Below are 18,717 nucleotides of genomic sequence, written 5' to 3' on the forward strand. Positions count from 1 at the left end.
CGATGCCGGATCTCGCCGACGACCTGGTCCTGCGCCGCGCCACCCAGGCCGACTACCTCTCCGCCGGAGCCGTGACCGTGGCGGCCTACCAGCCGTTCATCGGCGACCCCGCGCACGACGACTACGTCGCGCGGCTGGAGGACGCGGCCTCCCGCGACCACGACGCCGAGCTGTGGGTCGCGACGTCCGCCGCGGACGAGCTGCTCGGCTGCGTCACCATCTGCCCGCCCGGGTCGCGGTGGCGCGAGATCGCCACCGACGACGAGGGCGAGTTCCGGATGCTGGCGGTCGCGCCGACCGCCCAGGGCCGCGGGGTGGGCCGGGCGCTGGTCGAGCTGGTGCTGGACCGGTTCAGGACCGACGGTGCGTCCGCGGTCGCGCTCTCCAGCCTGCGCGAGATGAGCGACGCGCACCGGCTCTACGAGCGGCTCGGCTTCACCCGGATGCCCGACCGCGACTGGCGGCCGCTGCCCGAGGTCGACCTGATCGCCTTCCGCAAGGAGCTCTGAGGTGGAGGCCACGCTGAGGTTCACGGTGACCGACGAGGACACCGCGGCGGCGCTGGGGTCGGGCTCGCTGCCCGTGCTCGGCACCCCGCGGATGCTCGCGTGGTGCGAGGCCGCCACCTGCGCCGCGATCGAGGAGTCCCTCTCCCCCGGCGCGACCTCGGTCGGCACCCGCGTCTCCCTCGAGCACCTCGCGCCGTCCACGGTCGGCCAGCAGGTCGAGGTGACCGCCTCGACGGCGTACGTCGACGGCCGGCTGCACCGCTTCACCGTCGCCGCCCGCAACGCGGGCTCGGCGAAGGTGGTCGCCTCCGGCGAGGTCACCCGGGTCGTCGTCGACGCGGAGCGGTTCCTGGCCCGACTGACCCCCTGATTCGCCCTCGCCCCGCCGATTTGAGACACTGTGCTCCGGCCCTCTCACGGGTCGACCCCGATCCTGAGGAGAACACCATGGGCAAGACCGGCCGCAAGCGCCGCGCTCGCAAGAAGAAGGGCGCGAACCACGGCAAGCGCCCCAACGCCTGAGCGCAGCCACTCGCACTGAACCCCCGAGCCCGTTGGGCCGGGGGTTCGTTGCGTTCCGGGGGCCGAACGACCTCGCCCGCCACGCCGACGTGATCGGCGGGGCGGGCGAGGGTCGATGCCGGGACGGTCAGCGCGTCAGCCGCGCTGCTCGTCCAGCCAGGTGCGCCACGACGAGGTGACACCCGCCGGCGGGGTGGTGGCCGTCCGTGCCGACAAGGCGAGCGGCGGCTGGGCGACCGCGTGGTCGGGGGCCGTCCCACCGCCGGTCAGCTTGCGGTAGATCTCCTCCGCGGCTCCCCGCATCCCCCGCTGGAACGGGTGGAAGTTCGCGGCGCGGAGCGGGTCGAGCGTGCTCCCGTTGATCCAGGCCTCGCTGCCGGCGCAGGCGTGGTGACCGCGGGAGGCCGGGTAGAGGTTGAGGTACGTCGCGCCCTGGCGCTTCGCGGCGCGCTTCAGCGACCGGTTGAGGCGCCGCTCGACGCGGTTGCCCCAGCGGTAGTCACCCGCCGCGAACGTCACGGCGTTGCAGGTGCCGCGCTCCGGGAGCAGTCGGGGGTAGCCCACGACGTACACCTCGGCGCCGGGCGCGCGGCGGTGGACCTTCCGCACCACCCGACCGACGTTCGCCTGGATCTTCGCGGCGTCGCGGAGCTTGGTGTCCACGCCCTTGCGGTTGGTGAAGTGGCGGCGGCAGGGCGCCCCCTTCGGCGCGAGCTCGGCCACGGCCTCGCACACCTCGATCATCGAGCCGAACAGCTTGTAGTCGTTGCCGCCGATCCCGATCGTCACCAGGTCGGTCTCCTTGGAGAGGGCGTCGACCTGCGGCGCGGGCTTCGGCCCCGGCACGATCGTCGACTGGCGCCGCTTGGTCAGGTCGGCGGACTGGGCGCCGGAGCAGGTGACGTCGACGTAGCTGCGGACGCCGAAGTACCCGGCGAGGTAGGCCGGGTAGTTGTTCGTCGAGCGCAGGCAGCCGAGCGGGTCCAGCCGCTGGGCCGGGACCAGGGGGCCCGCGCTGTAGGAGTCGCCGAGCGCGACGTAGTCGATCGGGTCGCCACCGGTGACGACATCACTGGGCGTGCCGGCGGCCGCGGGGGCCGAGCCGAGCGCCAGGGCCAGCACCAGGGTGGCCCCGCCGACGAGGAGCGAGCGGAGGGGGCGGAGACGAGCAGTGGACATGGGACTCCCGAGCTGTGGGGCGGGCGAACCGCCGTACCGACGAGTAAGGGGGCCACCTTAGTGGTGGAGCCCACACCGTCGGGCGGCGCATCGCCCAGCTCGGGAGCCGCTCAGCCCTCGCTGATCCGGACCTGCACCTCGCGGATGCGGAGCATGACCCGGCGGCGCAGCTCCTCGGGAGCCGCCTCGGAGCAGGAGCGGGCCACGACCGACTTCACCGTGCGCTGGAGGTCGTACTTCTCCAGGCAGGGGTTGCAGGTGTCGAGGTGGACGCGGACGGCGTCGCAGTCGGCCTCGGCGAGCTCGTTGTCGATGAAGTAGACGATCTGCTCGAGGTAGTCGGCGCACTCGCCGGCCGACATGTCCTCGGGGCCGTGGTCGTGCACGTGGCCGGCGTCGCCGGCGTGGTCGGGGCGGTCGCTCATGCGTCGCTCCCCTGACGCGCGGAGGGCACCGGCCGCAGGTCGTTGGCCCGGACGTAGCCCTGGAGCATGTCCCGCAGCTGACGGCGGCCGCGGTGCAGCCGCGACATGACCGTGCCGATGGGGGTGTCCATGATCTCGGCGATCTCCTTGTACGCGAAGCCCTCGACGTCGGCGAGGTAGACCGCGAGCCGGAACTCCTCGGGGAGCCGCTGCAGCGCGTCCTTGACCTGGGAGTCGGGCAGGTGCTCGAGCGCCTCGGTCTCGGCCGACTTCAGCCCGCTGGAGGTGTGCGACTCCGCGCGGGCGAGCTGCCAGTCCTCGACGTCCTCGGCCATCGACTGCTGCGGCTGCCGCTGCTTCTTGCGGTAGTTGTTGATGAAGGTGTTCGTGAGGATCCGGTAGAGCCAGGCCTTGAGGTTGGTGCCGGGCCGGAACTGGTGGAAGGACGAGAACGCCTTCGCGAAGGTCTCCTGGACCAGGTCCTCGGCGTCCGCCGGGTTGCGGGTCATCCGCATCGCGGCGGAGTAGAGCTGGTCGAGGAACGGCAGGGCATCGCGCTCGAAGCGCGCGGCCCGTTCGGCGTCGGTCTCGGTGGCGACGTCGACGGTCTCGAGGTCGTCGAGCGCGGCATCGGTGAAGTCAGTCATCGCCTCCCAGGATACGCCGGGGGCGGGTGCGTCGAGCAGGGCCATCACGTCGGTTGAACGCCGGGGCCAGGCGTGCCATTCCCGGCCACCTCGCGCACCACCCACTCCAGCGCGGACTCCACCACGATCTCCATCGCCTCCTGCTGGGAGACCACGGCGCGGGCCGGCACCCGGAGCCCGTGGTCGGCGTCCGGGACCACGCTGAGCTCGACCCCGGGCGGGAACTCGTCGGGCGTGCCCATCGTGTCCCGCTCGCCCTGGACGACCAGGACCGGGACGCCCGCGCCGAGCAGCTCGGGGAGCCGGGACCTCTCCGGCCGGCCCGGGGGGTGCAGCGGGAAGGACAGCGCCAGGCAGCCCGCCGCGCCGGCCCGGGTGGCGCACCGGGCCGCCGACCGCGCGCCGGCGGACCGCCCGCCCAGCACCAGCGGGCCTGCCGCCGCCCCGTCCCGGAGGGCCGCCACGGCCGCGAGCAGGGCGGCGTCCAGCGTCGGCGGCGGGGTCGCGAGCTTGCGCCCCGCGACCCGCCACGGCTGCTCGAGCAGGACGACGCTGAGCCCGAGCGCGGGCAGCGCGCCCGCCAGCGCCACCAGGTCGCGGGCGTCCACGCCGCCGCCCGCGCCGTGGCTGAGTAGCAGCGTCGCGGTGGGCGAGTCCGCGGCGTACGTCATCAGGCGTGCCTCGCCGTGCGGCGTGTCGATCCGCTGCTCCACCGGACCGGTCGCCGAGGGCCCGGCGCTCATCGGAGCACGTCCTGGACGACGTCGTCGGGCACGTCCTCGAGCGGGAGCGGCTCGACCAGGTCGGGCCCGTTGTTGCGCACGTTGCTGACCCGCGTCGACACGGCGTACGCCTCGAGCCGGCCCGGCGCCGCGGGCGTGAGCAGGTCGAGCAGCGAGTCGGAGGAGGCCGTCGGGTCCAGCCACTGCCCCCACCGGTCCCGCTCCACCATCAGCGGCATCCGGTCGTGGATGTGACCGAGGGTGTCCTCGGCGTCCGTGGTGATCACCGTGCACGTCCAGCGGAACCGCGCCGGGTCGTCCTCCTCGCGCGTCGGGTCCCGCCAGATCTCGTAGAGCCCGGCCATCGCCAGCGTCGACCCGTCCTGGGGACGGATGAAGAACGGCTGCTTCAGCGGCTTGCCGGACTTCCCCTTCTGGGAGGTGGGGTACCACTCGAAGTAGCCGTCGGCCGGCAGCAGGCAGCGCCGCTTCGCGAACGCCCGCTTGTACGCCGGCTTCTCGGCCACCGTCTCCATCCGGGCGTTGATCATCCGGTTGCCGATCGAGGGATCCTTCGCCCACGACGGCACCAGCCCCCAGGTGAGCACCCGCAGCTGCCGCTGCGGCGGCTCCTCGGACTCCCGGGACGGCGGCCGCTCGACGACGGCGTACACCTCCTTGGTGGGGGCGACGTTCCAGTCGGGCTCGAGCGGCGCGGCGACCATCGCCTCGGCGATCTCGAACTCCTCGACGAGGTCCTCCGGGCGCCTGGTGGACGCGTAGCGGCCGCACATGGGTCCACCCTAGGACCTCCAGCGGGCGTGGACCGGCCCCTGCCGGGGTAAGTGGAGGCCATGATCGCCAGCCGCCTCCTCGCCCGTCCCCTCCTCGCCTCGACGTTCCTGGTCGGTGCCACGAACGCCCTGAAGAACACCGAGGCGGCCGCCACCCGCGCGCAGCCCGTCACCGACAAGGTCGTGCCGATCGCGAAGAACGCCGGTGTCCCGCTGCCCCAGGACCCCGCGACGCTGGTCCGGCTCAACGCCGGCGTGCAGATCGCCGCGGCGCTCGCCTTCGCCACCGGCCGGATGCCGCGGGTCTCCGCGCTCGTCCTCGCCGCCTCGCTGGTGCCGACCACCGCCGCCGGGCACCGCTTCTGGGAGACCCAGGACCCGGCCCAGCGCACCCAGCAGAAGCTGCACTTCGCCAAGAACGCCTCGATCCTGGGCGGGCTGCTCATCGCCGCCGGCGACACCGAGGGCAAGCCGGGCGTGGCCTGGCGCGCCGGCCGGGCCGCCAAGGACGCCCGCCGCGAGGCCAAGCACCTGGCCAAGGCCGCGGGCCGCGAGGCTCGGCTGGTGAAGGCGAAGGTGTCCTGACCCCGCCGCTAGAGTGCCGCGCGTGACGAGCCTCCCCGACCCCTGGCCCGCGCCGCGCGCCACCGGGCCCGTCGACGCCGTCGTCACCCTGCCCGGCAGCAAGTCGCTGACCAACCGGGCGCTGGTCCTGGCGGCGATCGCCGACGGGCCCAGCGTCGTACGCCGCGCGCTGCGATCGCGGGACACCTCGCTGATGGCGGCGGCACTCACCGCGCTCGGGTCGGCCGTCGACACCAGCGGCGAGGACTGGACCGTGACGCCGGCGCCATTCGTCGGCGACGCGACGGTCGACGTGGGCCTCGCTGGCACCGTCATGCGGTTCGTGCCGCCGATCGCCGGGCTCTCCCGCGGCACGATCTCGTTCGACGGCGACGCCCACATGCGGTCCCGCCCGGTCGGCGAGGTGCTGACCGCGCTCGGCGAGTTGGGGGTCCGGGTCGAGGGCACCTCGCTGCCGTTCACGGTGCACGGCACCGGCTCGGTCCGCGGCGGCACGGTCGTGGTCGACGCGTCGGCGTCCTCCCAGTTCATCTCGGCGCTGCTGCTCGCCGGCGCCCGCTACGAGCAGGGCGTCGACGTCCGCCACGAGGGCAAGCCGGTGCCCTCGCTCCCCCACCTCGACATGACCGTCGCGGTGCTGCGCCACCACGGCGTCGAGGTCGACGACTCCGACGCGAACCGGTGGACGGTCGCCCCGGGAACGGTCCGCGCCGCCGACCACGTCATCGAGCCCGACCTCTCCAACGCCGCCCCGTTCCTCGGGCTCGCGGCGGCCACCGGCGGCACGGTCACGGTGCGCGACTGGCCGCGCGAGACCACCCAGGCCGGCGACGCCCTGCGCGAGATCCTGACCCTGATGGGCTGCGAGGTCGCGCTGACCGACGCGGGGCTGCGGGTCACGGGTCCCACCGAGCTCCAGGGCGTCGACCTCGACCTGCACGACGTCGGCGAGCTCACGCCCGCGGTGGCCGCCCTCTGCGCGCTCGCCCGCACGCCGTCCCACCTGCGCGGCGTCGGCCACATCCGGCACCACGAGACCGACCGGCTGGCGGCGCTCGCCACCGAGCTCGGGGGGCTCGGCGCCGACGTCACCGAGCGTCCCGACGGGCTCGACCTGCGCCCGGCCCCGCTCACCGGCGGGGTCTTCCACACCTACGCCGACCACCGGATGGCGCACGCCGGCGTGATCGTCGGCGCGGCCGTCGACGGCGTCCTGGTCGAGGACGTCGCGACGACGGCCAAGACCTTCCCCGACTTCCCCGGCTTCTGGTCCGGGCTGTTCTGATGTCGTCGGGCCGCTACTCCGACCAGGACGTCGAGCACTACGACCGTCCCCGGCGCCACACCCGCCCGCGCACCAAGGAGCGGCCCGCCCACGCCGACGCGGTCGAGGCCGTCGTGGTCACCGTCGACCGGGGCCGCTACACCCTGCTGGTCGAGGGCCGGACGGTGACCGCGATGACGGCCCGGTCGCTGGGCCGCAAGGCCGTGGTCGTGGGCGACCGGGTGCGGGTGGTCGGCGACGTCAGCGGCGCCCCCGGCACCCTGGCCCGCGTCGTCGAGGTCACCGAGCGGCGCACCGTGCTGCGGCGTACCGCCGATGACGACGACCCGGTCGAGCGGATCATCGTCTCCAACGCCGAGCAGCTCGTCATCGTCACCGCGCTCGCCGACCCCGAGCCCCAGCCGCGCCTGATCGACCGCGCGCTCGTCGCGGCGTACGACGCGGGGATGCAGCCGCTGCTCTGCCTCACCAAGGCCGACCTCGCCGACCCCGAGACGCTGCTCTCGACCTACCGGTCGCTCGGGGTGCCGTGGGTGGTCACCGAGCGCGGCGGCGACCTCGCCGAGGTGCGCGCGCAGCTGGCCGGCCGCACCAGCGTGCTGGTCGGCTCCAGCGGCGTCGGCAAGTCCACGCTGGTCAACGCGCTGGTGCCGGACGCCGACCGGTCCGTCGGTCACGTCAACGTCGTGACCGGGCGCGGCCGGCACACCTCGACCTCGGCGTACATGCTCGCGCTCCCGGGGGGCGACGGCTGGATCATCGACACCCCGGGCATCCGGTCCTTCGGGCTGGCGCACGTCCAGCCGGAGCACCTGATCGAGGCGTTCCCCGACCTCGACGAGCTGACCGAGGAGTGCCCGCGCGGGTGCACGCACGGCGAGGACGAGCCGGAGTGCGGCCTCGACGAGGCGCTCGCGGCGGGCACCGCCGACCCCGACCGGGTCTCGTCGTTCCGCCGGCTGCTGGCCGCGCGAAGCGGCCCGCTCCACTAGAGCCCGCCCCACACCGCCTTCGCGCCGGCGTCGCCGGTCAGCACCACCGCGACGAGGGTGGCCACGGCGAGGACGGCGAGCGCCCCCGAGAGCAGCAGGCGGACGGCGCCGGAGCGGCGGTGCAGCGCCCCCGCGACGACGGCCACCACCGCGAACACCAGCGTCACCCAGAGCGCGACCGTGGCGCGGTCCTGGTGGGTCGCGACGTCCGGCAGCTGGCCGAGGGCCGGGTTGCTGTCGAGCAGGTCGTTGCCCGACAGGTAGGCCAGCACCACGAAGCACGCCGCCACCACGGCGACCGCGACCATCGGCCAGCGCGCCCAGTCGCGGGTGCGCGGGACGACGTACGCGAGGGCCAGGAGGGCGGCGAGCGGCCCCAGGACGACCGCGCCGTGGATGACCAGCGCGTGCAGCGGCAGACCGTTGATCTCCATGGGTGAACGTTAAACCAAAAGGCTCATCGTTAGCCTGTGCCCGTGCCCACCGACTTCACCGACGACCTGCGGCTCGCGCACCTGCTCGCGGACGACGCCGACTCGCTCACGACGGCGCGGTTCAAGGCCCTCGACCTCCACGTCATGAGCAAGCCCGACACCACCCCCGTCACCGACGCCGACCGCGCCGTCGAGGAGATGATCCGGCGCACCCTGGGCCGAACCCGCTCGCGCGACGCGATCACCGGCGAGGAGGAGGGCTCCAGCGGCGACAGCCGGCGCCGCTGGATCGTGGACCCGATCGACGGCACCAAGAACTTCGTGCGCGGCGTCCCGGTCTGGGCCACGCTCATCTCGCTCGTCGTCGACGACGAGGTCGTGCTCGGCGTGGTCTCCGCGCCGCAGCTGCACCGGCGCTGGTGGGCCTCGGTCGGCAAGGGCGCGTGGACCGGCCGCTCGCTGCACCAGGCGACCCGGTGCCAGGTCTCCGACGTACGCCGCCTCGAGGACGCGTCGTTCGCCTACGCCTCGCTGCAGGGCTGGGAGGAGCGCGGCCGGCTCGACGACGTCCTGGCGCTGATGCGGCGCTGCTGGCGCACCCGGGCGTACGGCGACTTCTGGTCCTACATGCTGCTCGCCGAGGGCGCCGTCGACCTCGCCGCCGAGCCCGAGCTGGAGGTCTACGACATGGCCGCGCTCGACGTGATCGTGCGCGAGGCCGGCGGAAGGTTCGGCTCCCTCGACGGCACCGACGGCCCCTTCGGCGGCAACGCCCTGGCCTCCAACGGCCACCTCCACGAGGCTGCGCTGTCCTTCCTCGGCGCGCTCCCCGACGACGACGACGACCCCGACGTACGCCGCAGCGGGCCCGGCTCGGTCTCCGACCTGCGCTCCCGCCGTCCCCCGTCCTGAGCGGCCCGCAAGACGAGGGTGTACGCCGGGTCCCGGCGCCGCTACGGTCAGGATTCCGCGACCCTGGAGGTGCAGATGCGCATCGGTGACGTCCTCAAGGCCAAGCCCAGCACGACCGTCGTCACGATCGGTCCCGATGCCGAGGTGCGCGAGCTGCTCGCGCTGCTGGCCGAGCACAACGTGGGCGCGCTGATCGTGAGCGGCGACGGCACCAGCGTCGACGGGATCGTCAGCGAGCGGGACGTCGTACGACGCCTGCACCGCGACGGCACGGTCGTCGAGAACACCGTCGGCGCGATCATGACCTCCGACGTCCACACCTGCGACCCCGACACCGACCTCGACGAGCTGATGCACGTCATGACCGACCGCCGCTTCCGGCACGTGCCCGTCGTCGACGACGGCCGCCTGGTCGGGATCATCAGCATCGGCGACGTCGTCAAGCAGAAGATCGGCCAGCTGGAGTTCGAGCGCGACCAGCTCGACAGCTACGTCCACCAGACCTGACCGCATCCCCAGGAACGCCGAGTCGGCGCTTGTGTCCCGCCGGCGGTCGAGCAGCGAAGGCGCTCTGCGCCCGCCGGTGGTCGAGCAGCGAAGGCGCTCTGCGCCTGAGCGTTGTCGAGACCCGGTGAGCCGAGAGACCTCCGCCACCCCCGCCGGTGGTCGGAGCTCAAGGCGGAGGTCTCGACACGCCCACCGAAACACCCGCCGAGTCGGCGCTTGTGTCCCGCCGGGCCGCGAACACAAGCGCCGACTCGCGGGTCTCGATACGCCGGGGTCGGGGTTGCCTGTCGGATCACCGGGTTTCGACAACGCTCGTCGCTGGCGCTCCTCGCTGCTCAACCACCGACGGGACCTGTGTCCCGCCGGGCCGCGAACACAAGCGCCGACTCGCGGGGCCTGGTGCGCCGCCGAGGTACGCCGTCAGTCCAGGGCGTTGAAGGTCTCGGGCGTGTCCAGGATCGAGAACCGGTCGGCGGGCCAGACGCGGGCGAAGACCTTGCCGACGACGAGGTCGGTGGGCACGAACTCCGCGCCGGGCACGCAGTCGGTCTCGTCCTTGCGGCAGAGGTGCACGCTGGAGTCGGCCGAGGCGTTGCGGTGGTCGCCCATGACGAACAGGTAGCCCTCGGGCACCGGTCCGGCGCTCCAGTCGCTCTGGCAGTCGTTGACCATCGGGCCGTCGCACTCCTGGGGGTTCTTGGTGAACCCACGGCCGAGCGGCTCGCCGTTGACCAGGAGCCGGCCGTCGTCGTCGCAGCACTCGATGACGTCGCCGGCGACGCCGATGACCCGCTTCACCAGGTGCCCGCCGGTCGGGTACAGCCCGATCTTGCCGAGCGCCGTGGCCACCGGCGTGGTGGGACCGGCGTCCTCGCCGGGCCCGAGCCAGCCGCCCGGGTCCTCGAAGACGATCGTGTCGCCGCGCTCCGGCGTGCCCCGCCAGTAGGAGGCCTTCTGCACCAGGATCCGGTCGTTGACCTCCAGCCCCGGCTCCATCGAGCCCGACGGGATGTAGAAGGCCTGGACCAGGAACGTCTTGACGAGGAAGGACAGCACCAGCGCCGTCGCGAGCAGGATCAGCGTCTCCGACCAGACCGACAGCCGCCGCCGGGGTGCGCGCTCGTCGGCGGGTGGCTTCGCGGGGTCCGGCTCCTGCCGCGCGTCGTCGTCCACGTCCACCTCGTCCGCTCCCGCCGGCCCGGGCGGCGCACCGGGCGGGCCACATGGTCGCACGCCGCCGCGCGGTCGATCAGGGGCGACCCGGCATCCCGGCGTCGTGGCCCACAAGTCCTCAGCCCGACCTTGCGCGAGCCGATGCCTCGGTGGACGTCGTACGACGGCTGCGCGCCCGCGCGGCCCCGAGGAAGGGTGGACGATGCACCTGCACGTGCCTGGCGGTCGGCCGATGCTGCCTCTCTACGTCGGCGGCCTCGTCTGCGTCGCGGTGCACGCGCTCTGGGAGCTCGTCGCGTTGCCGGGCGCCGCCGTCGTGGGCCCGCTCAGCTTCGTCGGCACGGTCGCCCTGCCGGCGTACGCCAGCTGGCACGACGCGGGGCGCTCCCGTGCCCGGGGACGGCTGGTCGCGAGCCTGATCGTCGTCGGCCTGTTCTGCCTGGCGCTGGTCGAGGTGATCGGCGCGCTGCAGGGCACGACGCCGGTCCGCGGCCAGGCGAGCTGGACCGACCTGCTGCACCTGGCCAGCTACGGGTACGTCGGGGCGGCGCTCGTCGTCGTCCTGGCGCGACGCCTCCGCGGCGCCGGGGTCGACGCCGTCCTGGACGTCATCACCGTGCTGGTGGTCAGCTTCCTGGTCTTCTGGTCCCTCTCGATCGAGGACACCCTCTTCGGTCCCCACGACACCTCGCTCCGCGAGCGGGTCCTGGTCTCGGCGTACCCGCTGCTCGACGCCGTCCTGCTCGCCCTCGTCCTGAGGGTGCTGCTCGACCGTCGCTCGCGGTCCTGGACGACCGTCCGGCTGACCGCCGGCGTCGGCTGCTGGCTGGCCGCCGACACCGCTGCCCTCCTGGCGGACCAGGGCAGCCCGGCCTCGCTGCTGGCCGTCGGCTGGGTGATCGGCACCGCGCTGATCGCCCGCGCCCTGTTCGTCCCGGTCGCCCGCGTCGCGGAGGAGGACGCCGAGCCGAGCAGCAAGGGCGTCCGGCGCAGCGCCGGGATGGCCGTGCTCCCCCTGCTCGTGCCGCTGGTCCTGCCGCTGCTCGACCTGGGGCCGGCAGAGCCTCGCGACGTGTGGGCCCAGGTGGGCGGCTTCGCCGTGCTGTTCACGCTCACCTTCGTGCGGACCGCGCGGCTGCTGGAGTCCGATCGCCGCACCCAGCTCGAGCTGGCCACCGCCCGGGACGCCGCGCTCGACGCCTCCCGCGCGAAGTCGGCGTTCCTGGCCACCATGAGCCACGAGATCCGCACCCCGATGAACGGCGTCATCGGGCTCACCGGTCTGCTGCTCAACACCGACCTCGACGACCGCCAGCGGCAGTACGCCGAGGGCGTCCAGGGCGCCGGCCAGCAGCTGCTGACGATCATCAACGACATCCTCGACTTCTCGAAGGTCGAGGCCGGCCACCTCGAGCTCGAGGACGTCGACCTCGACATCTCCCAGGTCGTCGAGCAGGCGACCGCGCTGATCGCCGAGTCCGCGCAGGGCAAGGGCCTCGAGCTGCTGGCCTACTGCACGCCCGACCTCCCCCTCGACCTGCGCGGCGACCCCACCCGGTTGCACCAGGTGCTCCTCAACCTGCTCGGGAACGCCGTGAAGTTCACCGAGAGCGGCGAGGTCGTCCTCTCCGTCCGGCTCGCCGGACGGAACAGCGACGGGTCGCTCGCCGTGCGGTTCGAGGTCCGCGACACCGGCGTGGGGATCGCCCCGCAGGACCGCGTCCACCTCTTCGACGCCTTCGCGCAGGCCGACTCCTCCACCACCCGCCGCTACGGCGGCACCGGCCTCGGCCTGGCGATCTCCCAGCAGCTGGTCACCGCCATGGGCGGGCAGATCGACGTGACCTCCACCCTCGGCGCGGGCAGCACCTTCGGGTTCACCGTCCCGCTGCAGCCGGCGCGCGACCCCCGGCCGACGGCGACGTCGGCGACGGACGTGCTGGCCGGCGTGCGGGTGCTGATCGTCGACGACCACCACACCAACCGCGTCGTCCTGCAGGAGCAGGCCGCCGCGTGGGGCCTGGTGCCCAGCGTCGCGGAGGACGGCCACATCGCCCTCGCGATGCTGCGCGAGGCCGCCGCGCGCGGCGAGCCGTACCAGCTCGCCGTCCTCGACATGTGCATGCCCGGCATGTACGGCATCGAGGTGGCCCAGGCCGTGACGCGCGGCCGCCCGCCGCGGCCGGCCATGGTGCTGCTGACCTCCGGGCCGGAGATCAGCGCCGCCGCCGCGGAGGAGGCGGGCATCTCCGCCCGGCTCACCAAGCCGGTGCACCTCGCCCGGCTGCGCGAGGCCCTGGTGCAGGCGCTGCAGACACGCGGCTCGGAGCGTCCGGTCTCCGGCGTGCTGGCGCCGCGCTCGGAGGACCGTCCGTACCGCGGGCACGTCCTCGTCGTCGAGGACAGCGAGATCAACCAGCTGGTCGCCGTCGGCATCCTCGAGCACCTCGGGTTCAGCACCGAGGTCGCTGACGACGGCCGCGAGGCGCTCGCCCTCCTCGGGCGGTCGTCGTACGACGCGGTGCTGATGGACTGCCAGATGCCCGAGGTCGACGGGTACGACGCGACGCGCGAGCTGCGGCGCAGCGAGGACGGGCGGCGCACCCCGGTCATCGCGCTGACCGCCGGCGCCGTCGAGGGCGAGCGCCAGCGGTGCCTGGACGCCGGCATGGACGACTACCTGACCAAGCCGATCATCCCGACCGAGGTCGACGCCGCGCTGACCCGCTGGCTGGCCCCGTCCGAGCCGGACCCGCGCGTCGCCTGAGCCGGACTGATCTAGGCTGGCGACATGGACAAGCCCGAGATCGAGTTCCCCGACTTCGCCCCGCCCACCGACCTCGTGGTCACCGAGGTCACCGAGGGCGACGGCCCCGAGGCCACCAAGGGCAGCACCGTCTCGGTGCACTACGTCGGCGTGGCCCTCTCCACCGGCGAGGAGTTCGACGCGTCGTACAACCGCGGCGAGCCGCTGAAGTTCCGGCTCGGCGTCGGCCAGGTCATCTCCGGGTGGGACCAGGGCGTCGAGGGCATGAAGGTCGGCGGCCGCCGCCAGCTCGTGATCCCGCCGCACCTGGGGTACGGCGACCGCGGCGCGGGCGGCGTGATCAAGCCCGGCGAGACGCTGATCTTCGTGGTGGACCTGCTCGGCGTCTCCTGACAGGCCCCCGGACGATGCCGCACTTCGGCGACCACCAGTCGTCGATCTACTTCCACGGGATGTTCCTGGACCAGGCCCCGGACATCACCACCGACCTCACCGCGCTGGAGTCCCACGCGGCCCAGGTGCTCTCCCCCGAGGCGATGGGGTACGTCGTCCCGAGCGCCGGCGGCGGGGCCACGGCGCGGGCGAACGTCGCCGCGTTCGACCGGTGGCGGATCGTGCCGCGGATGCTGCGCGACCACGCCGTGCGCGACCTCGCCACCGACGTGCTCGGCACGGCGATGGCCGCACCGGTGCTGCTCGGGCCGGTCGGCGTGCAGACGCTGGCCCACCCCGACGGCGAGCTCGCGACCGCCCGCGCGGCCGCGGGGATGGGGCTGACCTACGTGCACTCCACCCAGGCCAGCCACTCCATCGAGGAGGCGGCCGAGGCCAACGGCGACGGCCCGCGCTGGTACCAGCTCTACTGGCCGACCGACCCCGAGCTGTGCGAGAGCTTCCTGGCCCGGGCGAAGGCGGCCGGCTACACCCACCTGGTCGTCACCGTCGACACGACGCTGCTCGGCTGGCGTCCGCGCGACCTCGACCGGGGCTACCTGCCGTTCCTGCAGTCCGTGGGCACCGCCAACTACACCAGCGACCCGGTGTTCCTGCGCCGGCTGGAGAAGTCGCCGGAGGAGGACCCCGGCGCCGCCGGCATCGCCTTCGCGTCGGTCTTCCCCAACCCCGGCCTGGACTGGGGCCAGCTGCCCTGGCTGCGCGAGCGCTGGGACGGGCCGATCCTGCTCAAGGGCGTCCAGCACGTCGACGACGCGCGGCTCGCCGCCGAGCACGGCCTGGACGGGGTCGTCGTGTCCAACCACGGCGGCCGGCAGGTCGACGGGGCTGCGGCCTCGCTGGACCAGCTGCCGGCCATCGCCGACGCGGTCGGCGACCGGATGGCCGTGCTCTTCGACTCCGGGGTCCGCTCGGGCCCCGACGTGGTCAAGGCGCTGGCGCTGGGGGCGGACGCCGTCCTCCTCGGCCGCCCGTACCTCTACGGCCTCGCGCTCGCCGGCCAGGCCGGCGTCGAGCACGTGCTGCGCTGCCTGCTCGCCGAGCTCGACCTCACCCTCGGCAACGCCGGCTACCGCTCCCACCGCGAGCTGGACCGCGACGCACTGGCCGCCGCTCCGCGGTAGCCGGGCTCACCAGACTCACCACGGCAGCCCGTCGTCGTACGACGCCTCGTCGGCAACGCGGGCTGCCTGCGGGCCGAGCACCACGACATCGCCCTTGACGAGCTGGCGGCCGCGACGGGTCTCGACCTCGCCGTTGACCGTCACCGCGCCGGCGGCGATGACGGGCTTGGCCTCGGCGCCGGACTCGACGAGGTTCGCGAGCTTGAGGAACTGACCCAGCCGGATCGAGTCGTCGCGGATGGGGACGTCGAACGGTTCGGCCATGGGGCTAGTGAACCAGCAGCGACACGGCGTGGATCAACACGCCGACCAGTCCGCCGACGATGGTGCCGTTGATCCGGATGAACTGCAGGTCGCGGCCGACGTGCAGCTCGATCCGGTCCGCCGCCTCCTTGCCGTCCCAGCGCTCGATGGTGTGGGTGATGACCGCGGTGACCTCCGCGCCGTACCGCTCCACGGCGAAGACCACCGCGTCCGCGGCCCGGCGGTCCAGCCGCTCCCGCAGGTCGGCGTCCTCGGCGAGCCGCTCGGCGAAGGCGTGCACCTCGAGGATCAGCCGCTGCCGGAGCGCCCCGTCGGGGTCCTGGAGGGAGCCGGTGAGCACCCGGCGCAGCGCGTTCCACAGCGAGACCGCCGAGGCGAGCACCTGCGGGTGGTCCAGGAGCCGGTCCTTGAGCCGCTCGGCCCGGGCCTGGGTGTCCGGGTCCTCGAGCAGGTCGCGGGCGAGCTGGGCGAGCATCGAGTCGAGCGCCTGCCGCGCGTGGTGGCGCGGGTCCTCGCGGATGTCGGCCACCCAGTTCACCAGCTCGACGTGGATGCGGGCGGTGACCCGCTCGTTGATGCTCGGCGGCGTCCACCACGGCGCCCGCTCGACGAGAACCTCGGCGACGGTGTCGGGGTTGGCGACCAGCCAGTCGTGCAGCTCGTGCAGGGCGATGTCGACCAGCCCGTGGTGGAGGTCGTCGCGCAGCGTCTCGCCGAGCAGCCCGCCGAGCAGCGGGGCGATCGGCTCCTCGTGGAACCGCGGGACGAGCGCGTCGCGGACCAGGGACTCCACGTGGTCGTCGCGCACCTTGCTCAGCGCGATCGCCCCCACCTCGGCCGCCTCGTCGACGACCCGCTTGGCGTTGCGCGGGTCGCTGAGCCACCGGCCCACCCGCAGCGACGGGCCCACCGCGGCGAGCCGCTCGCGGATGATCGCCTCCTGCATGAAGTTCTCCCCCACGAACTCCTCGAGCCCCTGCCCCAGCTGGTCCTTGCGCTTGGGGATCAGCGCAGTGTGCGGCACCGGCAGGCCCAGGGGGTGCCGGAACAGCGCGGTCACCGCGAACCAGTCGGCGATCGCGCCCACCATCGAGGCCTCCGCGCCCGCGTTGACGAACCCGAGGACGCCGTCCTCCCCCAGCGTCACGACGTACACCGCCGCCGCGAGCAGCAGCAGCGAGACCGCCACGGTGCGCATCTGCCGCAGGCCGCGGCGCCGCTGCTCGTCGGCGAGGGGGTCGGTCGAGATCATCTGCGTCGGGGCCACGGGACGATTGTTGCCGGTGGGGTGATGACACAATCACCGCCATGTCGCGCACGGTCATCACTTTCGGCACCTTCGACGTCTTCCACGTCGGTCACCTGCGGGTCATCGAACGAGCAGCGGCGCTCGGCGACCGCCTCGTGGTCGGGGTGTCGGCCGACGCGCTCAACCTGAGCAAGAAGGGGCGCGAGCCGGTCTTCAGCCAGGCCGAGCGACTCGCGATCGTCGCCGCCCTCAAGCCGGTCGACGAGGTCTTCGTCGAGGAGAGCCTCGAGCTCAAGCGCGACTACATCGCGCAGTACGCCGCCGACGTGCTGGTGATGGGCGACGACTGGGCCGGGCGCTTCGACGACCTCGGCGACGTCTGCGAGGTCGTCTACCTGCCGCGCACCCCCGCGATCTCCACCACGGCCCTGATCGAGAAGATCTCCGGCACGGCGTGACACGCCGATGGTTTTGCCGCGGGGGGACAATGCGGCAGGCTCACCGCGTCGGCGCCGCTCCCGGACGCGCCGTTCCCCTGGAGATGGAGAACACGTGGCCTCGTTGCGCCGTACCCCTGCCGCCGTCGGAGTGGCGCTCGCCCTCGCGCTGACCCTCCTCCCGGCTGGCGCCGCCTCGGCGGACGACCTGTTCGACCCGGCGCCGTTCGCCCCCGTCCCGGCGGCCACCGGCGAGGACGACGCCGAGCAGGCGCTCGCCACCGTGACCGAGCTGCTCGCCGAGGAGCCGGCCCCGCACTCCGCGAAGTCGGGCGACGCCGAGGCCCCCCACGGGACGCTGGCGATGCGCGACCTGCTCGTCGCACTGCCCCGGCTCGACCCCGACGAGCAGGCCCGGGCCCGCGACCTGATGGCCCGGCCCACCGACGGGGCGGACGACCGCCTCGGCGACGGGTACGCCGTGCCGTCGCGGAAGAAGTGCGGCAAGAAGGTCTGCGTCCACTACGTCACCAGCACCGCCGACGCCCCGCCGAGCAAGGGCTGGGTCCGCTACAACCTGAAGCTGATGGACAAGGTGTGGAAGCACCAGGTCGGCAAGCTGGGCTTCCGCAAGCCGCTCGGCGACCGCCGCGCCCCCCGCAACAACGGCGGCAACGGCAAGTTCGACGTCTACCTCAAGGACCTCGGCGGCCGCGGCCTGTACGGCTACTGCGTGCCCGAGTGGGTCCGCCCCGGCCGCAAGTACGCCGGGAAGGCCATGGGCTACTGCGTGCTCGACAACGACTTCGCCCGGGCCCAGTTCGGCACCGCCCCCAAGCCGACGCTGAAGGTCACCGCGGCCCACGAGTTCTTCCACGCCGTCCAGTTCGCCTACGACTACACCGAGGACCGCTGGCTGCTCGAGTCGACCGCCACCTGGATGGAGGAGCGGTTCGCCGACAAGGTGAACGACAACCGCCAGTTCCTGCCCTCGAGCCAGGTCCAGGCGCCGTGGCTGCCGCTCGACACCTTCTCGAGCACGGCGTCCAACCAGTACGGCAACTGGGTCTTCTGGGAGTACCTCGGCGGCCGCTTCGGCAAGGGGATCGTCAAGGACGTCTGGAAGCGCGCCTCGCCGAAGGGCCGGAAGAACCCCTACTCGACCGGGGCCCTGAAGAAGGTCCTCAAGCGCCGCGGCGGGTTCGACAAGGTCTACCGGTCCTTCGCGGCCGCCAACGTCACGCCCGGCCGCACCTACCCCGAGGGCAAGTCCTGGCCGGAGCCGCCGGTGAACTCCGCGGTGCTGCAGAAGTCGCGTCGCTCGGTCAGCGGCTCGGTCGCGATCAACCACCTTGCCGCCCAGCACGCCCGCGTGGTTCCCGGCAAGGGCCTGCGCGGCAAGCGCTGGAAGGTGCGCATCCGGGTGGACGGCCCCTCGCGCAAGGCCTCGCCCGGCGCCGTGGTCACCGTCCGCAAGAAGAGCGGCAAGGTCGAGCGGACCTCGATCTCGCTGAACCGCAAGGGCAAGGGCAAGACCAAGGTCGCGTTCGGCAAGAAGTCGGTGCGGAGCGTGACCATCACCCTGGTCAACGCCTCGACCCGGTTCCGCTGCGGTGCCGCGGACCCCGCCGCCAACCCGCAGTACAGCTGCCGCGGCCTGCCGCGCGACGACGCCGGGGTCTTCTCCGTGGCGTTCAAGGCGATCAAGCGCTAGTCGGCCGCGCACGGTCGTCGCTC

General features: G+C 73.4%; 22 protein-coding genes. 13 read left to right on the forward strand and 9 right to left on the reverse strand.

The window, feature by feature from the left end:
• Positions 1-2: 2 nt before the first annotated feature.
• From H4O22_RS13320 to H4O22_RS20885, 3 genes are all read left to right on the forward strand, one after another.
• On the forward strand, positions 3-509 hold the full coding sequence (locus H4O22_RS13320) for a GNAT family N-acetyltransferase (RefSeq protein WP_182523869.1): 507 nt from the start codon (positions 3-5) through the stop codon (positions 507-509).
• Position 510: 1 nt separating this feature from the next.
• Positions 511-879: a thioesterase family protein gene (locus tag H4O22_RS13325; protein ID WP_244962968.1), complete on the forward strand. Its 369-nt coding sequence runs from the start codon at positions 511-513 to the stop codon at positions 877-879.
• Positions 880-956: 77 nt separating this feature from the next.
• Positions 957-1,031 carry a 50S ribosomal protein bL37 gene (locus tag H4O22_RS20885; protein WP_369759046.1) on the forward strand — a complete coding sequence of 25 codons (75 nt, stop codon included), beginning with the start codon at positions 957-959 and terminating at the stop codon, positions 1,029-1,031.
• A 135-nt stretch (positions 1,032-1,166) separates the two neighbouring features.
• On the opposite strand, the gene H4O22_RS13330 is transcribed toward H4O22_RS20885, so the two are convergent.
• The 5 genes from H4O22_RS13330 to H4O22_RS13350 all read right to left on the reverse strand — a co-directional run bounded on the left by H4O22_RS13330 (position 1,167) and on the right by H4O22_RS13350 (position 4,798).
• Positions 1,167-2,210: an SGNH/GDSL hydrolase family protein gene (locus tag H4O22_RS13330; protein WP_182523870.1), complete on the reverse strand. Its 1,044-nt coding sequence runs from the start codon at positions 2,208-2,210 to the stop codon at positions 1,167-1,169.
• Positions 2,211-2,320: 110 nt separating this feature from the next.
• On the reverse strand, positions 2,321-2,635 hold the full coding sequence (gene rsrA / locus H4O22_RS13335) for a mycothiol system anti-sigma-R factor (RefSeq protein WP_227465464.1): 315 nt from the start codon (positions 2,633-2,635) through the stop codon (positions 2,321-2,323).
• Positions 2,632-3,282 carry a sigma-70 family RNA polymerase sigma factor gene (locus tag H4O22_RS13340; protein WP_182523871.1) on the reverse strand — a complete coding sequence of 217 codons (651 nt, stop codon included), beginning with the start codon at positions 3,280-3,282 and terminating at the stop codon, positions 2,632-2,634. The genes rsrA and H4O22_RS13340 overlap by 4 nt, the downstream gene beginning before the upstream one ends.
• Before the next feature lie 44 nt (positions 3,283-3,326).
• Positions 3,327-4,025 carry an alpha/beta hydrolase family protein gene (locus H4O22_RS13345; RefSeq protein ID WP_182523872.1) on the reverse strand — a complete coding sequence of 233 codons (699 nt, stop codon included), beginning with the start codon at positions 4,023-4,025 and terminating at the stop codon, positions 3,327-3,329.
• Positions 4,022-4,798 carry an SOS response-associated peptidase gene (locus H4O22_RS13350; RefSeq protein ID WP_182523873.1) on the reverse strand — a complete coding sequence of 259 codons (777 nt, stop codon included), beginning with the start codon at positions 4,796-4,798 and terminating at the stop codon, positions 4,022-4,024. The genes H4O22_RS13345 and H4O22_RS13350 overlap by 4 nt, the downstream gene beginning before the upstream one ends.
• 60 nt (positions 4,799-4,858) lie before the next feature.
• Between H4O22_RS13350 and H4O22_RS13355 the strand changes: the two genes are divergently transcribed.
• Genes H4O22_RS13355 through rsgA form a run of 3 tightly spaced genes read left to right on the forward strand, consistent with a single transcriptional unit; the run spans position 4,859 to position 7,660 of the window.
• A complete protein-coding gene (locus H4O22_RS13355) occupies positions 4,859-5,383 on the forward strand; it encodes a DoxX family protein (RefSeq protein ID WP_182523874.1) in 525 nt (174 codons plus the stop codon).
• Positions 5,384-5,405: 22 nt separating this feature from the next.
• Positions 5,406-6,668, forward strand: coding sequence for a 3-phosphoshikimate 1-carboxyvinyltransferase (gene aroA, locus H4O22_RS13360; protein ID WP_182523875.1), 1,263 nt, complete (start codon positions 5,406-5,408; stop codon positions 6,666-6,668).
• Entirely contained in the window at positions 6,668-7,660 is a 993-nt protein-coding gene (gene rsgA / locus H4O22_RS13365; protein WP_182523876.1) for a ribosome small subunit-dependent GTPase A, read from the forward strand. The genes aroA and rsgA overlap by 1 nt, the downstream gene beginning before the upstream one ends.
• Here the strand turns inward: rsgA and H4O22_RS13370 are convergent.
• Positions 7,657-8,094: a DUF2231 domain-containing protein gene (locus tag H4O22_RS13370; RefSeq protein ID WP_182523877.1), complete on the reverse strand. Its 438-nt coding sequence runs from the start codon at positions 8,092-8,094 to the stop codon at positions 7,657-7,659. The two genes, rsgA and H4O22_RS13370, sit on opposite strands and share 4 nt — an antisense overlap.
• Before the next feature lie 42 nt (positions 8,095-8,136).
• Between H4O22_RS13370 and H4O22_RS13375 the strand changes: the two genes are divergently transcribed.
• On the forward strand, positions 8,137-9,006 hold the full coding sequence (locus H4O22_RS13375) for an inositol monophosphatase family protein (protein ID WP_220451165.1): 870 nt from the start codon (positions 8,137-8,139) through the stop codon (positions 9,004-9,006).
• Positions 9,007-9,081: 75 nt separating this feature from the next.
• The gene (locus H4O22_RS13380) at positions 9,082-9,513 is read left to right on the forward strand and encodes a CBS domain-containing protein (RefSeq protein ID WP_182523879.1); all 432 of its coding nucleotides are present in this window, start codon (positions 9,082-9,084) and stop codon (positions 9,511-9,513) included.
• Between the two features lie 420 nt (positions 9,514-9,933).
• Here H4O22_RS13380 and lepB read toward each other — a convergent pair whose 3' ends face one another.
• Positions 9,934-10,686, reverse strand: a complete 753-nt coding sequence (gene lepB, locus H4O22_RS13385) for a signal peptidase I (protein WP_244962969.1) — start codon at positions 10,684-10,686, stop codon at positions 9,934-9,936.
• A gap of 232 nt (positions 10,687-10,918) precedes the next feature.
• On the opposite strand from lepB, the gene H4O22_RS13390 reads away from it, so the two are divergent.
• The 3 genes from H4O22_RS13390 to H4O22_RS13400 are packed head-to-tail and all read left to right on the forward strand — an operon-like array spanning position 10,919 to position 15,030.
• On the forward strand, positions 10,919-13,453 hold the full coding sequence (locus H4O22_RS13390; RefSeq protein ID WP_182523880.1) for a hybrid sensor histidine kinase/response regulator: 2,535 nt from the start codon (positions 10,919-10,921) through the stop codon (positions 13,451-13,453).
• A gap of 24 nt (positions 13,454-13,477) precedes the next feature.
• Complete coding sequence (locus H4O22_RS13395) at positions 13,478-13,846, forward strand: FKBP-type peptidyl-prolyl cis-trans isomerase (RefSeq protein WP_182523881.1); 369 nt, start codon at positions 13,478-13,480, stop codon at positions 13,844-13,846.
• A gap of 14 nt (positions 13,847-13,860) precedes the next feature.
• Positions 13,861-15,030, forward strand: a complete 1,170-nt coding sequence (locus tag H4O22_RS13400) for a lactate 2-monooxygenase (RefSeq protein WP_182523882.1) — start codon at positions 13,861-13,863, stop codon at positions 15,028-15,030.
• Between the two features lie 15 nt (positions 15,031-15,045).
• Here the strand turns inward: H4O22_RS13400 and H4O22_RS13405 are convergent, their stop codons facing one another.
• Both H4O22_RS13405 and H4O22_RS13410 read right to left on the reverse strand, forming a co-directional pair.
• Positions 15,046-15,294 (reverse strand): RNA-binding S4 domain-containing protein, encoded by a 249-nt coding sequence (locus H4O22_RS13405; protein ID WP_182523883.1) that lies wholly within the window; start codon positions 15,292-15,294, stop codon positions 15,046-15,048.
• A 4-nt stretch (positions 15,295-15,298) separates the two neighbouring features.
• Positions 15,299-16,561 (reverse strand): DUF445 domain-containing protein, encoded by a 1,263-nt coding sequence (locus H4O22_RS13410; RefSeq protein ID WP_342356050.1) that lies wholly within the window; start codon positions 16,559-16,561, stop codon positions 15,299-15,301.
• A gap of 41 nt (positions 16,562-16,602) precedes the next feature.
• Here H4O22_RS13410 and H4O22_RS13415 point away from each other — a divergent pair, with 41 nt between their 5' ends.
• Both H4O22_RS13415 and H4O22_RS13420 read left to right on the forward strand, forming a co-directional pair.
• Positions 16,603-17,001 carry an FAD synthase family protein gene (locus H4O22_RS13415; protein WP_182523884.1) on the forward strand — a complete coding sequence of 133 codons (399 nt, stop codon included), beginning with the start codon at positions 16,603-16,605 and terminating at the stop codon, positions 16,999-17,001.
• A gap of 94 nt (positions 17,002-17,095) precedes the next feature.
• The gene (locus H4O22_RS13420; protein WP_182523885.1) at positions 17,096-18,694 is read left to right on the forward strand and encodes an MXAN_6640 family putative metalloprotease; all 1,599 of its coding nucleotides are present in this window, start codon (positions 17,096-17,098) and stop codon (positions 18,692-18,694) included.
• The last annotated feature ends 23 nt before the right edge of the window (positions 18,695-18,717 follow it).

Origin of the sequence: Nocardioides dongkuii (genome assembly GCF_014127485.1) — a bacterium.
GTDB lineage: Bacteria > Actinomycetota > Actinomycetes > Propionibacteriales > Nocardioidaceae > Nocardioides > Nocardioides dongkuii.

Excerpts from the sequence above, each read along its gene's own strand:
- H4O22_RS13320 (WP_182523869.1), top strand. The coding sequence starts at position 3 with ATGCCGGATCTCGCCGACGACCTGGTCCTGCGCCGCGCCACCCAGGCC.
- H4O22_RS13330 (WP_182523870.1), bottom strand. The coding sequence starts at position 2,210 with ATGTCCACTGCTCGTCTCCGCCCCCTCCGCTCGCTCCTCGTCGGCGGG.
- rsrA (WP_227465464.1), bottom strand. The coding sequence starts at position 2,635 with ATGAGCGACCGCCCCGACCACGCCGGCGACGCCGGCCACGTGCACGAC.
- H4O22_RS13340 (WP_182523871.1), bottom strand. The coding sequence starts at position 3,282 with ATGACTGACTTCACCGATGCCGCGCTCGACGACCTCGAGACCGTCGAC.
- H4O22_RS13345 (WP_182523872.1), bottom strand. The coding sequence starts at position 4,025 with ATGAGCGCCGGGCCCTCGGCGACCGGTCCGGTGGAGCAGCGGATCGAC.
- H4O22_RS13350 (WP_182523873.1), bottom strand. The coding sequence starts at position 4,798 with ATGTGCGGCCGCTACGCGTCCACCAGGCGCCCGGAGGACCTCGTCGAG.
- H4O22_RS13355 (WP_182523874.1), top strand. The coding sequence starts at position 4,859 with ATGATCGCCAGCCGCCTCCTCGCCCGTCCCCTCCTCGCCTCGACGTTC.
- rsgA (WP_182523876.1), top strand. The coding sequence starts at position 6,668 with ATGTCGTCGGGCCGCTACTCCGACCAGGACGTCGAGCACTACGACCGT.
- H4O22_RS13370 (WP_182523877.1), bottom strand. The coding sequence starts at position 8,094 with ATGGAGATCAACGGTCTGCCGCTGCACGCGCTGGTCATCCACGGCGCG.
- H4O22_RS13380 (WP_182523879.1), top strand. The coding sequence starts at position 9,082 with ATGCGCATCGGTGACGTCCTCAAGGCCAAGCCCAGCACGACCGTCGTC.
- H4O22_RS13390 (WP_182523880.1), top strand. The coding sequence starts at position 10,919 with ATGCTGCCTCTCTACGTCGGCGGCCTCGTCTGCGTCGCGGTGCACGCG.
- H4O22_RS13395 (WP_182523881.1), top strand. The coding sequence starts at position 13,478 with ATGGACAAGCCCGAGATCGAGTTCCCCGACTTCGCCCCGCCCACCGAC.
- H4O22_RS13400 (WP_182523882.1), top strand. The coding sequence starts at position 13,861 with ATGCCGCACTTCGGCGACCACCAGTCGTCGATCTACTTCCACGGGATG.
- H4O22_RS13405 (WP_182523883.1), bottom strand. The coding sequence starts at position 15,294 with ATGGCCGAACCGTTCGACGTCCCCATCCGCGACGACTCGATCCGGCTG.
- H4O22_RS13415 (WP_182523884.1), top strand. The coding sequence starts at position 16,603 with ATGTCGCGCACGGTCATCACTTTCGGCACCTTCGACGTCTTCCACGTC.